At 59.6% G+C, this 13209-nt stretch carries 10 protein-coding genes; 3 read left to right on the forward strand and 7 right to left on the reverse strand.

Features of this window, described 5'->3' with window-relative positions:
* The first annotated feature begins 307 nt into the window (after nt 1–307).
* The 3 genes from Q7L05_RS06410 to Q7L05_RS06420 all read left to right on the forward strand — a co-directional run bounded on the left by Q7L05_RS06410 (nt 308) and on the right by Q7L05_RS06420 (nt 5035).
* Nucleotides 308–3247 (forward strand): insulinase family protein, encoded by a 2940-nt coding sequence (locus Q7L05_RS06410; RefSeq protein WP_303903640.1) that lies wholly within the window; start codon nt 308–310, stop codon nt 3245–3247.
* A gap of 94 nt (nt 3248–3341) precedes the next feature.
* Nucleotides 3342–4265, forward strand: coding sequence for an ABC transporter ATP-binding protein (locus Q7L05_RS06415; protein WP_303903642.1), 924 nt, complete (start codon nt 3342–3344; stop codon nt 4263–4265).
* The gene (locus Q7L05_RS06420; RefSeq protein WP_303903645.1) at nt 4262–5035 is read left to right on the forward strand and encodes an ABC transporter permease; all 774 of its coding nucleotides are present in this window, start codon (nt 4262–4264) and stop codon (nt 5033–5035) included. Before Q7L05_RS06415 ends, Q7L05_RS06420 begins: the two co-directional genes overlap by 4 nt.
* Before the next feature lie 157 nt (nt 5036–5192).
* On the opposite strand, the gene Q7L05_RS06425 is transcribed toward Q7L05_RS06420, so the two are convergent.
* From Q7L05_RS06425 to ilvN, 7 genes are all read right to left on the reverse strand, one after another.
* Complete coding sequence (locus tag Q7L05_RS06425) at nt 5193–6773, reverse strand: peptide chain release factor 3 (protein WP_303903648.1); 1581 nt, start codon at nt 6771–6773, stop codon at nt 5193–5195.
* Between the two features lie 440 nt (nt 6774–7213).
* Complete coding sequence (gene rimI / locus Q7L05_RS06430) at nt 7214–7675, reverse strand: ribosomal protein S18-alanine N-acetyltransferase (RefSeq protein ID WP_303903652.1); 462 nt, start codon at nt 7673–7675, stop codon at nt 7214–7216.
* Nucleotides 7672–8373, reverse strand: a complete 702-nt coding sequence (locus tag Q7L05_RS06435; RefSeq protein WP_317623100.1) for a uracil-DNA glycosylase — start codon at nt 8371–8373, stop codon at nt 7672–7674. Before Q7L05_RS06435 ends, rimI begins: the two co-directional genes overlap by 4 nt.
* Nucleotides 8374–8673: 300 nt before the next feature.
* The gene (locus Q7L05_RS06440) at nt 8674–10221 is read right to left on the reverse strand and encodes a 2-isopropylmalate synthase (RefSeq protein ID WP_303903655.1); all 1548 of its coding nucleotides are present in this window, start codon (nt 10219–10221) and stop codon (nt 8674–8676) included.
* A 154-nt stretch (nt 10222–10375) separates the two neighbouring features.
* Nucleotides 10376–11131, reverse strand: a complete 756-nt coding sequence (gene pssA, locus Q7L05_RS06445) for a CDP-diacylglycerol--serine O-phosphatidyltransferase (protein WP_303903658.1) — start codon at nt 11129–11131, stop codon at nt 10376–10378.
* A gap of 317 nt (nt 11132–11448) precedes the next feature.
* Nucleotides 11449–12489, reverse strand: coding sequence for a ketol-acid reductoisomerase (ilvC, locus tag Q7L05_RS06450; RefSeq protein WP_303903660.1), 1041 nt, complete (start codon nt 12487–12489; stop codon nt 11449–11451).
* A 150-nt stretch (nt 12490–12639) separates the two neighbouring features.
* On the reverse strand, nt 12640–13134 hold the full coding sequence (gene ilvN / locus Q7L05_RS06455) for an acetolactate synthase small subunit (protein ID WP_303903663.1): 495 nt from the start codon (nt 13132–13134) through the stop codon (nt 12640–12642).
* Between the last annotated feature and the right edge of the window lie 75 nt (nt 13135–13209).

Consider the following 13209-nt stretch of genomic DNA (forward strand, 5'->3'; position numbering starts at 1 on the left):
ACTCGTTGCCAGCTTCACAAGGTTACTTTCTCGACTTCCGATGGAGCGCGGCTCCTCGGATATCGCTCTCTCCGGCCAATGTAGGCGATCACACAGGACAGAAGCGCCCGGAAGAACGACTTTCGGACTTTCACATCGTATTTATATCGTATCAGCGGCTCGCTGTGGAGATGTTATCATCCCCGTTCGACAGGATTACTGAAAAGTGACGGTTGTATACGGTGGCTGGTATCCCCACCTACTACCACACTAGACTTATTACGGATCTCTGATCCGACCCATCCGAAATGGAAGGAACGAGCAGCCTATGAGTGACTCGGCGAGCCGACCGCAAACCGATCCCGCCTTTGAATGGATCCGCAATACCCCGGTGGTCTCGATGAACGTGGAGGTCCAGGAGTATCGTCACAAGGCGACCGGTGCTCCGCACTACCACATTGCCGCCAATGACGACCAGAACACCTTTCTGGTGGCATTCCGTACGGTGCCCCGGGATTCCAGCGGCGTTGCCCATATTCTCGAGCACACAGCCCTCTGCGGGAGCCGCCGCTATCCGGTCCGGGACCCCTTCTTCATGATGACCCGGCGCTCGTTGAATACCTTTATGAACGCCTTCACGGCCAGTGACTGGACCGCTTACCCGTTCGCAAGCCGGAACCGGAAGGATTACGACAACCTTCTATCGGTATATCTGGACGCGGCGTTTCATCCCACTCTCGATCCGCTGGATTTCGCCCAGGAAGGTCACCGGGTGGAGTTTGCCGAGCCGGACAATGCCGAGAGTGAACTGGTCTTCAAGGGGGTGGTCTTCAACGAAATGAAGGGCGCCATGAGCTCGCCCGTGTCGACGCTCTACCAGACGCTTACCGAGCACCTGTTTCCGACGATAACCTATCACTACAACAGCGGTGGCGATCCGGCCCATATCCCGGACCTGACCCATGAACAGCTGAAGGCGTTCCACGCCAGACATTATCATCCGTCGAATGCGATCTTTCTGACCTACGGGGAGATCCCGGCCCACGAACTCCAGGCGCGCTTTCAGGAACAGGCGCTCGCCGAGTTCGAACCTCTGGAATATGAAATCCGCGTCCCTGATGAAAAGCGCTATGACGCTCCCGTTGCAGCATCAGGCCACTACGCCCTCGATGGCGAGACGGATACTCATGACCGTACCCACATCGTCATCGGCTGGCTGCTTGGTCGCAGTGCCGATCCGAAAGAGGTGCTAAAGGCCCATCTTCTCGCGGGTGTCCTGCTCGACAACGGCGCTTCTCCTCTGCGCAAGGCCCTGGAAACCACTGAACTGGGCAGCGCCCCCTCTCCCCTCTGCGGGCTGCAGGACTCCCCCCGGGAAATGATCTTTTCGGCAGGGGTCGAAGGTTCCAATCCGGAGCATGCGGAAGCGGTGGAGCAATTGGTTCTCGATACGCTGAAAGATGTGGCTGAGAAAGGCGTCGACCCGGCCATGGTTGAGGCCGTTTTGCATCAGATCGAGCTGCAACAACGCGAGATCAGTGGCGATGGCTTCCCTTACGGTCTCCAGCTCATAGTGCACGCCCTCACCCCGGCGATCCATGGTGGCGATCCGGCTGAGGCCCTGAATATCGACGATGTGCTGCTGGAACTCAGGGAAGCCATTCAGGATCCCGAATTCATTCGCTCACTGGCTCGTGAACAACTGATCGACAACCGCCACCGTGTTCGTCTGGTGATGGAGCCGGACCCGGAGCTTTCCAACAAACGCGCGCAGGCCGAAGCCGCACGGCTGGCCGAGATCAAAGCGCGGATGTCGGAACGGGAAAAGCGTGAGGTCATCGAACTGGCCGAGGCCCTCAATCGCCGCCAGTCCCAGCAGGATGATCCCGACGGACTCCCGAAAGTGGGCCTCGAAGACATCCCGGCCGATCTGCCGATCCCGGAGGGCGAAACCGGAGCGATTGAAGGGGTGCCGGCGACCTGGTTCGCACGAGGCACCAATGGGCTGTTCTATCAGGAGGTGGTGGTGGAGCTTCCCGAACTGGATCGGGAGCTATCAGACCTCTTGCCGCTGTTTTGCGATGCCCTCGCCGAGGTGGGCAGCGGGGGTCGCGACTATCTGGAGACCCAGGCGCTGCAGGCCGCGGTCACCGGCGGGATCGGCGCCCGCGCCACGGTCCGTGGTGCGGTGGACAACCTTAATGCAACCCGTGGCGTGTTCGTGGTGGGCGGCAAATCGTTGACCCGCAATCACGATCACCTTGCGGGTCTGTTGCAGGAAACCTTCCGTAGCGCCCGCTTTGACGAGTTGTCACGCCTGCGCGAACTGGTGGCTCAGGAGCGCCTGCACCAGGAGCAGAGCGTCACCGGCAGTGGGCATGCATTGGCGATGGTCGCGGCCTCCAGCAGACTGAGCCCCGCCGCGGCCCTGGCCCACAACTGGAACGGCCTGGCGGGGATCAAACGGCTCAAGGCCCTCGATGACAGCCTCGACGACCGTGCTGCCCTGGAAGGTTATGCAAAGCGACTGTCGCAGTTGCGGGATACGCTTGTTCAGGCCCCGCGCGAGTTCCTGCTAATCGGTGAGGGGGATACCCGCCAGGCGATCGAGACGGCCGTTGGCCAGCATTGGGGCGGACTGCCGGCCAGTGGCGGCAATACACCGTTCACGCCACCATCCTCGCCAGCAGCGCCTCTGGCCCACGCCTGGACCACGTCCACCCAGGTCAATTTCTGTGCCCGGGCCTATCCGACCGTGGCGCCGGAACATCCCGATGCCGCAGCCCTGCTGGTGTTGGCGGGCTTTCTGCGCAACAACTTCCTGCACCGGGCGATCCGCGAACAGGGCGGTGCCTATGGCGGCGGTGCCAGCTTCGACCCCGATGCCGGTGCGTTCCGCTTTTTCTCCTATCGGGACCCCCGACTGGCCGAGACCCTGAACGATTTCGATCGCTGCATCGACTGGATGGTCAGTGAAACGCACGATTGGCGGCTCATCGAAGAGGCGATCCTCGGCGTCATATCGGGGATCGACAAGCCGGGATCGCCGGCCGGCGAGGCCAAAAAGGCTTTTCACGCCGCCCTGCACGGTCGCACACCGGAGCAGCGTCGACGTGTACGTGCCCGCGTCCTGGAGGTACGGGAGGCGGACCTGAAACGGGTGGCCGAGACCTACCTCAAACCCGAGCAGGCGAATACTGCCGTCATCACCAGCAGTTCCATCCTGGCCAAGGAACCGGACCTCGGGCTTGATGTCATCAATTTATAAACCAACAAATCGCAAAGACACCAAGGTTGCCAAGACGCGTGATATTTCGAGAAGCTTTGCCTCCTTTGCGCCTTTGCGGTGAAGATCCCCCCTAATGAAAGCACTGGAAATCGAAGGCCTCGAGAAGACTTATCGCAATGGTTTCGTCGCCCTGAAGGGCATTGACCTTTCTGTCGAGGAGGGCGATTTTTTCGCCCTCCTCGGCCCCAATGGTGCGGGCAAATCCACCACGATCGGCATCATCACTTCACTGGTCGACAAGACCGGCGGAAGTGTCCGTGTGTTCGGTGCGGATGTGAGCAAAGATTCGATGGCGGCACGGCGTTGCATCGGACTGGTTCCGCAGGAGTTCAACTTCAACCAGTTCGAGCCGGTCGGCGAAATTATCACCAATCAGGCTGGCTACTACGGCGTGGAGCCACGGATTGCCCGTGAAAGGAGCGAGCACTACCTGCGAAAGCTGGGGCTATGGGAGAAGCGCCATGGCTCTGCACGCAACCTCTCCGGCGGGATGAAGCGCCGCCTGATGATTGCCCGCGCACTGGCCCATGAGCCGAAGCTGTTGATCCTCGACGAGCCGACGGCCGGTGTGGACATCGAACTGCGTCGCTCGATGTGGTCCTTCCTGCGTGAAGTGAATGCCGAAGGCACCACCATTATTCTGACCACCCACTATCTGGAAGAGGCGGAAAGCCTCTGTCGGAATATCGCCATCATCGACCAGGGTGAGATCGTCGAAAACACCAGCATGCGAACGCTGCTCACACAACTCAATCGGGAGACGCTGATACTCGACCTCAAAGATCCCATCGAGTCAGCCCCACAACTGAACGACTATTCGGTCGTCTTCATCGAACCGCATACGATCGAAGTGGAAGTTTGGCGCGAGCAGGGCCTGAATCCTCTTTTTGAGGCATTGAGCAGACAGAATCTGGAAGTCATCAGCATGCGTAACAAGGCCAACCGCCTGGAGGAGCTGTTTCTGGCAATGGTTGAAGGCGGGGAGGCAGTCGAATGATCCGGCGCAGCGAGCTCATCGCCTTCAAGACGATTGTCGTCAAGGAAATCCGCCGTTTCCGGCGGATATGGCCCCAGACAATTCTTCCGCCAATGGTAACCACCGCCCTCTATTTCGTCATCTTCGGCGGACTCATAGGCAGCCGGATCGGCCCCATGAAGGGATTATCCTACATGGAGTACATCGTGCCGGGTGTCATCATGCTTGGCATTATCACCAATGCGTATGCCAATGTCGTTTCATCGTTTTTCGGTGCCAAATTCCAGCGCTTTATCGAAGAGCTGCTGATTGCTCCGGTACCGAATTACATGATCGTCCTGGGCTATGTCGCCGGCGGAATGGCACGCGGGCTGACTGTTGGCCTGATGGTAACGCTGGTGGCGGTGTTCTTTGTCGACTTCGAGGTTCACAGCTGGTTTATCACCCTGAGCACGGCGCTGCTTACCGCACTGCTATTCGCCATCGGGGGCTTTATCAACGCGGTTTACGCCAAGAGCTTCGATGACATCGCGATCATACCCACATTCGTGCTGACTCCCCTGACCTACCTGGGCGGAATCTTTTTCACGGTGGATATGCTCCCGGGTTTCTGGCAGAACGTGGCGCTTTTCAATCCCATCCTGTACATCATAAATGCCTTCCGTTACGGGCTACTCGGGGTGTCCGATATCGATGTCGGCGTGGCCTTCAGCATCATCGGACTATTCATTATTCTGCTTTTTTCATTTGCACTCTATCTGCTGCACAAAGGCGTCGGGGTACGCGCCTAGGCGCCTGTCCGAGAATAGCAATGCGCTCTAAAACGCGGGTTGGCGCTGAGGAACGAAACCCAACAACATCAGCGTTGGGGTTCGTATAACTCACCCCAACCTACGAGAGGCTCCCGGGAGCCTTTTCGAGAGCAACGGCAGTATCGGCCTGACGGCTTTAATGCTCCCGCGTGGAGTGGAATTGGATATCGGGCCAGCGTTCCATGGTCAGGTCCAGGTTGACTCGGGTCGGCGCCAGGTAGGCCAACATGCCGGCACCATCCTCGGCCAGGCTGTCGTTGGCCTTGCGTTTGAACTCATCGAGCATTTTCGGGTCGTCGCACTCCACCCAACGTGCCGTAGCCACATTGACCGGCTCGAAAATGCAATCCACCTTGTATTCATCCTGAAGGCGCTGAGCAACCACATCGAACTGCAGGATACCTACCGCGCCCAGGATCAAATCGTTATTGCGGAACGGTTTGAAAAGCTGTGTTGCGCCCTCCTCCGAAAGCTGTTCGAGTCCTTTTAGAAGCTGCTTCGACTTGAGCGGGTCCTTGAGCCGTGCACGGCGAAACAACTCCGGCGCAAAGTGGGGGATACCGGTGAACTGGAGGTCCTCTCCGATCGTGAAGGTATCGCCAATCTGGATAGTGCCGTGGTTGTGCAGTCCGATGATATCGCCCGGATAGCCCTCTTCCACATGCCCGCGCTCCTGCGCCAGAAAAGTGATCGCGTTGGGGATCTTTACGTCCCGGCCGAGACGCACCTGCCGCATTTTCATGCCCGGATTGAAGACCCCCGAACAGACCCGCATGAAAGCGACCCGATCACGATGCTGCGGGTCCATATTGGCCTGAATCTTGAACACGAAGCCGGTGAATTTCCCCTCGGTCGGGAGCACTTCACGACTGGCGGCCCGTCGCGGCAGCGGCGCCGGGGCGTACTCCACCAGTGCATCAAGGATCTCTCCCACGCCGAAATTGTTAATGGCAGACCCGAAGAAGACCGGCGTCTGCCGGCCGGCCCGGTAGGCCTCGAGATCGAACGCATGACTGGCGCCGCGGACCAGTTCGACCTCCTCGCGCAGCTCCTCGGCCATGCTCCCGAACAGTTCGTCCAGCCGAGGGTTGTCGAGGCCCTCGATGATCTCGCCTTCCTGAAGCTTGCCACCGTGCTGGGCGGACAACAGGTGCACACAGTTGTTGTAGAGGTCGAACACCCCCTTGAACCGCTTGCCCATCCCGATAGGCCAGGTGATGGGCGCGCACTGGATCTTCAGCACGTCCTCGACCTCGTCCAGCAAATCGATGGGATCGCGCCCCTCGCGATCGAGCTTATTGATGAAGGTGATGATGGGCGTATCACGCAGGCGACACACCTCCATCAACTTGATGGTACGGGCCTCCACGCCCTTGGCCACATCGATCACCATCAGCGCCGAATCGACAGCGGTCAGGGTTCGGTAGGTGTCCTCGGAGAAGTCCTCATGACCCGGCGTATCGAGCAGATTGATCACGTGGTCCCGGTGCGGGAACTGCATCACCGAAGAGGTCACTGAAATCCCGCGCTGCTGCTCCATTTTCATCCAGTCGGAGTGCGCATGACGGGCAGCCTTGCGGCCCTTGACGGTACCGGCCAACTGGATGGCACCACCGAACAGCAGCAGCTTTTCGGTCAGAGTCGTCTTGCCCGCATCGGGATGCGAGATGATGGCGAAGGTACGCCGGCGCTCGGTTTCGAACTGCAGTTTCGACATATCAGGAAAAAAATACTCGGGAAAAGAGGCAAATTATATCAGGCCGCGGCGAACCGCTGCATGGGAATCGTTGTATAGCAGAGCAACCGCATACTTTGAAGCGAGCGGTGTAAGTCCTTGATAGCAGGTCGTCGGCAGCACGCCGCCAGGGATGGCGGTGTTAGACAATGCAGGAGCACACTTGTCGAGGGATGCTGCCGTCGAGCGTACACGGACCTATTCACAGCGTACCTGCTATCAAGGACTTATATCGCTCGCCACCATCAAAAATGTGAGTATGCGTTTACCCTGCGTTGTTTAGCATGTTTAACCACCGAGGAGACGGAGAACAGATCGGAACTGCGCCCGGATCTGTAAGGACTCCTGAAACAGGGATACGGGTGCCCTGGTCAACTCACCAGAAATCCTTGTGTCACTCGGTGTTGAATTATAGAAGGACTCTAAAGCTGCAACGAAAGGACCAGAGCGTCTTCCCGTCCCTCATGGTCCGGGTAGTAATTGCGGCGCCTGCTAATCTCTTGGAACCCCAAATCCTCGTAGAGTTTCATGGCCGTGCGATTGGAGGGCCGGACCTCCAGCAAGATCGCTTCAACATCGTACCGTTCAGCCACGGTGATCAGGTGCTCCAGCATGCCGCGGCCGAGGCCGCGGCGACGCCAGTTCGGGCGGACGGCGAGGTTAAGGACGTGAGCCTCGCCGGCGCCCGTCGACATGACGCTGTATCCGATGATCTCCCCCTCTCGCTCCCATACCCAGCAGGAGTACCCCACCCGCAGGCAGTCACGAAAGATCGCCTCGGTCCACCCGAAGGGGTAGACCTCGCGCTCGATCTCCATGACCTGGACGATATCGGCGTCTAACATGGGGCGCAGACGCGGCATCGAATCCGGGGCGGCACTCATGTGATCGCCCGCCCGTATACGCGCTTGAGGAGCCGCAAGTCATCCCACACCTCGCGCTTCTCGGCCGGAGAGCACAACAGATGGGCGGGGTTATGGGTGACGATAACCGGGGTATCGGTAACGAGATAACGGTGGACATCCCCACGGAGAGGTCCGGTGGGCCGATCCGCCTCCAGGAGACTTTCAGCCGCGGTCCCCACCGCCAGAATGACCCCGGGATTCACCAGTTCGATCTGGCGTCGCAGGTACCCGACGCAAGCAGAGAGCTCATCGGGTTCGGGATCGCGGTCATCCGGCGGCCGGCATTTGACGATTGTGGCGAGATAGACGGTGCGTCTGGAAAAACCGGCGGCCCGTAGCATTTTGTCCAGCAGCTTGCCGGAATCGCCGACGAAAAGTTGGCCCTGGTGATCCTCGTCGGCGCCCGGCGCCTCGCCGATGACCATCAAGTCTGCCTTATGGCTGCCGACTCCGAATACGGTTCGGGTCCGGCTAGCCACCAGTTGCGGACAGCGCTCACAGACGCCCACACGAGCCGCCAATTCGTCCCAGTCGAGTGCCATCCGCTCGAAATCCGAGACCGGTGGGGCCTGTTCGTCGGACACGAATGCACTTTCCGGTTCGGGCGCGGACTGCCGCCGCACCCAAACCCGAATACCCATGGCATCGAGATAGGCCTGTCTACGCGCGTCCATCATTGAATCGAAAAACCGTTAAGCCGCAAAGAACACTGAGAACACACCCAAGAGTCCATTCTATTGCAGGGGCCATTGCCTTCGTTGAGCGATGGCGGGTGTCGTCAGCACCAGGGCTCCGTAGCGGAAATCGCCGCGGGGCGCGCCTCCTACCGACGGACCGAGGCTCAGCTCCCTGGCAGGAGGGTCGACCCCGGCGCGAATCCGTCCAGGCAGTTGCCGTGAAACGTAAATACACAAAGCCTAAAACGTTAAAAACTCCGTGGCTAAGCCGTCTGTGCCCCTGCAGGGTAATAAACCACATTAAAGCTCCGGCCCTTGGGGATGCCCCCGCTCGGCGGCAGTCACCACCTTGTTGAGGGCGTTGATATAGGCCTTGGCCGAGGCGATGACGATATCGGTGTCCGCACCCTGACCATTGACGATCCGGCCTCCCCGCTCAAGGCGGACGGTCACCTCTCCCTGGGAATCGGTGCCCGTGGTGATATTGTTGACCGAGTACAGCAGCAGTTCCGTCTGACTGTCAACGATGGACTCGATGGCCTTGAGGGCCGCATCGACCGGGCCGCCACCCGGGGCGCTGCCGCGCTTCTCCTCGCCGTTCACCCAGAGCGTGACATTCGCCTCAGGCGTCTCGCCTGTCTCGGAGCAGACGCGCAGGGAGACCAGCTTGATCCGTTCGTTGACCGAGTGCTCCAGGTTGGTCTCCGTAACCAGGGCCTGGATATCCTCATCATAGATTTCATGCTTCTTGTCGGCGAGCGTCTTGAAGCGCTGAAAGGCCGCATTGAGCTCCTCCTCCGAGGCGAACGCAACCCCCAAATCCTGGAGCCGGCTGCGGAAGGCATTACGGCCCGAATGCTTGCCCAGCACCATGCGGTTGGCGCTCCAGCCCACGTCCTCGGCACGCATGATTTCGTAGGTCTCACGGTGTTTGAGGACCCCGTCCTGATGGATGCCCGACTCGTGGGCAAAGGCGTTGGCGCCGACGATGGCCTTGTTCGGCTGAACCGAAAAGCCGGTGATCCCCGCCACCAGCCTCGAACTGGGGACGATGCGGGTGGCATCGATACCCGTCTCGCAGGGAAACACATCCTGCCGGGTTCGCACCGCCATGACCACCTCTTCCAGGGCGGCATTGCCCGCCCGTTCACCCAGTCCGTTGATCGTGCACTCCACCTGGCGAGCACCGTTGATCACGGCCGACAGGGAGTTGGCAACGGCGAGTCCCAGGTCATTATGGCAATGGACAGAGAACACCGCCTTGTCGGCGTTGGGGGTGCCCTCGATGGCCCGCCCCACCATGGCACCGAACTGCTCCGGGACGTTGTAACCGACCGTATCCGGGATATTGATCGTCGTGGCCCCGGCGGCGATCACCGCCTCAAAGATGCGGCAGAGAAAATCGATTTCCGAACGCCCGGCATCCTCGGCCGAGAATTCGACATCATCGGTGTAACGGCGGGCCCGCTCGACTGCCCTTACCGCCTGCTTGACCACCTCATCCGGACTCATGCGCAGCTTGCGCTCCATATGGATGGGAGAGGTGGCGATGAAGGTGTGGATACGACCCGATGCGGCCGGCTTCAGCGCTTCGCCGGCACGGTCGATATCGGCATCGAGCGCCCGTGCCAGCCCACAGACAGTGCTCTCCTTGATCTCACGGGCCACCGCCTGCACCGATTCGAAATCGCCGCTACTGGCGATCGGAAAACCCGCTTCAATGACATCCACCCGCATGCGCTCGAGTGCCTTGGCGATGCGGACCTTCTCCTCCTTGGTCATGGAGGCACCGGGACTCTGCTCGCCGTCCCGCAGGGTGGTATCGAAGATGAAAAGTTTATCGCTCATGGATCCATGACTCCGGGATTTGCGCTCATCTTACCGGATGCGGGCGGGTATTAACCACGGGGAACACGGGGTTTAATGGATAACCTCCAAGAACACGGAGGTAGCCCATCCTACCGCTCTGTGTCCTCTGTGGTTTACCCCGTGCGCCCAGTGGTTAATCCTCCTTATCATCGTCCGCAGCCGATTGCCGGGCCCGGCGGCGGCGGAGGAGCATCAGGGTAGTGACCGGACCGGAGAGGGCGTAGACGAGGAAGGCACCGAACAGCACCTTGGGGGGATCAGTGGAAACCAGAACGAAGAGCAGCACGATAATCAGCAGCGCGAAGAACGGTACCTTTCCGCGTACATCCAGGTCCTTGAAGCTGTAGTACCGCACGTTGCTGACCATCAGTATCCCGCAGGCGACGGTGAGTGCGAAGGTCGCCCACTGTAACTGTTCGCCCTCAACGCCATAGTCCTGGAACACCCAGACCATCCCCGTAAGTACCCCCGCCGAAGCAGGGCTCGCCAGCCCGGTGAAGTAGCGCTTGTCGGCGACTGCCAGTTGTACATTAAAACGCGCCAGCCGCAGGGCGGCGCCGGCAGTATAGATAAAGGCCGCCAGCCACCCGAGCTTGCCCAGTCCGGACAGCGACCACTCATACATCACCAGGGCCGGCGCGAGCCCGAAGGAGATGAGATCGGCAAGGCTGTCATACTGCGCACCAAACTCACTCTGAGTGTTGGTCATCCGCGCCACGCGTCCATCGAGACCATCCAGAACCATGGCAACGAAGATGGCCACGGAAGCAGGCACGAACTGGTCGTTCATCGCTGCCACGATGGCATAGAAGCCGGCGAACAGTGCCGCGGTGGTAAACAGGTTCGGCAGCAGATAGATACCGCGGCGGCGGCGTTCCGGTGTATTCATATTCAGATAAACGGCCTAACCGCAAAGGCGCAAAGAGCGCAAAGAAAAGAAACCGCTAACGGCCACAACGGAGTGTATCTTCGTAGCCATCGCAAGGACAAGGAGGGCTCGGTCACCCGCGATTCCGCGCCGGAGGATCAGGCCACCAGAGGTAATCCCCTGTAGGAGCCCACCCTTGGGCGAATATCTCCGAAACTCCCAGAGCGTTATAAAAAAGGCCGGGCACCCAACGACGCCCGGCCTTTTCCACACACGAATTCACCACCGGTGAGCGTCATCCCTTTGCTCCTGACATCTTTACCGGTGACAATCCCTAATCAATTCTTGTCCTTGTCCACCAGCTTGTTGGCGGTGATCCAGGGCATCATGGAGCGCAACCGTTCGCCGGTCTTTTCGATTTCGTGCTCGGCGTTGTTGCGACGAATGGCGGTCATCTCCGGATAGTTGGTGCTGCCTTCCAGGATGAAGCGCTTGGCGTATTCGCCGTTCCGGATGTTTTTCAGTGCCTCGCGCATGGCAGCGCGGCTCTGCTCATTGATAATCTTGGGGCCGGTCACGTATTCGCCGTACTCGGCGTTATTGGAAATAGAGTAGTTCATGTTGGCGATGCCACCCTCGTACATGAGGTCGACGATCAGCTTCAGCTCGTGCAGGCACTCGAAATAGGCCATCTCCGGAGCGTAACCGGCATCCACCAGGGTCTCGAAACCGGCCCGCACGAGCTCCACAGTACCACCGCAGAGCACGGCCTGTTCGCCGAACAGGTCGGTTTCGGTCTCATCCTTGAAGGTGGTCTCGATAATGCCGGTACGGCCGCCACCGATGGCAGAAGCGTAGGACATGGCAATTTCCCGGGCCTTGCCGCTGGCGTCCTGATGGATGGCGATGAGGTCGGGAATACCGCCGCCGCGAGTGAACTCGGAGCGCACCGTGTGTCCCGGGGCCTTGGGAGCAATCATGACCACGTCCAGGTCGGCACGCGGCACGATCTGGTTGTAGTGAATATTAAAGCCGTGGGCGAAGGCCAGAACCGCACCCTGCTTCAGGTTCGGCGCGATGCTCTTGCTGTAGATCTCGGCCTGATTCTCGTCCGGGGCCAGCACCATCACCAGGTCCGCAGCCTTGCAGGCTTCATCGACAGGTTTGACAGTCAGACCGGCGCTTTCCGCCTTTTTGGCCGAAGAGGAGCCTTCACGCAGCGCAACCGTGACATCGACTCCGGATTCCTTGAGGTTATTGGCATGGGCATGCCCCTGGGAACCATAACCCACGATCGCCACCTTCATTCCCCGAATGATGGAGAGGTCGCAGTCTTTGTCGTAATAGATGTTCATCATGTCCTTTATCCGTCTTTGCAAATTGTTGTTTGTGTTCAGTACAGGCCAGACGCCAGATACAAGGGAAAAGATACGAGATTCGAGGGAAGGTGCGGTCTTCGCCCGCGCTCAATTAAATCGTGCGCGAAGCGCACTCCACCCCTCGTATCTCTTCCCTCGTATCTCGCACCTTTATACCCGCAGGCTGCTGGTGCCGCGGGAGATGGCGGAGACGCCGGTACGAACCGTCTCCATGATATTCGTTTCGCCGAGTGCGTCGATGAAAGCATCGAGTTTGTTACCGGTGCCGGTCAGTTCGATGGTGTAACTGACGTCGGTGACGTCGATCACCCGGCCGCGGAAGAAGTCGCACAGGCGCTTGATTTCAGCGCGCTCCTCATGCCCTTTCGCCTTGGCCTTTATCACCATCATCTCCCGCTCGATGTGGGGACCTTCTGTCAGATCCGCCAGCTTCACCACATCGATGAGCTTGTTCAACTGCTTGGTAATTTGCTCGATGATCTCATCCGAACCGCGGGTGACCAGTGTCATTCGCGACAGCGAGGCATCCTCGGTGGGCGCCACGGTGAGCGACTCGATATTGTAGCCGCGCGCGGAGAACAACCCGGCAACCCTGGACAGGGCGCCCGCTTCGTTTTCCATCAGAATCGAGATGATGTGCCGCATGCCGCTCCCCCTAAACCTGGAATCCGTCGTTGAACGCGCCCGAGTGTGCCTTCGGCGTGCCGCCTGGCAAGGCGC

Origin of the sequence: Thiohalomonas denitrificans (assembly GCF_016841685.1) — a bacterium.
Classification (GTDB): domain Bacteria; phylum Pseudomonadota; class Gammaproteobacteria; order Thiohalomonadales; family Thiohalomonadaceae; genus Thiohalomonas; species Thiohalomonas denitrificans_A.

Coding starts and splice junctions, on each gene's coding strand:
- Q7L05_RS06440 (WP_303903655.1), bottom strand. CDS start 10,221: ATGAGCGATAAACTTTTCATCTTCGATACCACCCTGCGGGACGGCGAG.
- Q7L05_RS06425 (WP_303903648.1), bottom strand. CDS start 6,773: ATGTCGAAACTGCAGTTCGAAACCGAGCGCCGGCGTACCTTCGCCATC.
- Q7L05_RS06420 (WP_303903645.1), top strand. CDS start 4,262: ATGATCCGGCGCAGCGAGCTCATCGCCTTCAAGACGATTGTCGTCAAG.
- rimI (WP_303903652.1), bottom strand. CDS start 7,675: ATGAGTGCCGCCCCGGATTCGATGCCGCGTCTGCGCCCCATGTTAGAC.
- ilvN (WP_303903663.1), bottom strand. CDS start 13,134: ATGCGGCACATCATCTCGATTCTGATGGAAAACGAAGCGGGCGCCCTG.
- Q7L05_RS06410 (WP_303903640.1), top strand. CDS start 308: ATGAGTGACTCGGCGAGCCGACCGCAAACCGATCCCGCCTTTGAATGG.
- Q7L05_RS06415 (WP_303903642.1), top strand. CDS start 3,342: ATGAAAGCACTGGAAATCGAAGGCCTCGAGAAGACTTATCGCAATGGT.
- pssA (WP_303903658.1), bottom strand. CDS start 11,131: ATGAATACACCGGAACGCCGCCGCCGCGGTATCTATCTGCTGCCGAAC.
- Q7L05_RS06435 (WP_317623100.1), bottom strand. CDS start 8,373: ATGATGGACGCGCGTAGACAGGCCTATCTCGATGCCATGGGTATTCGG.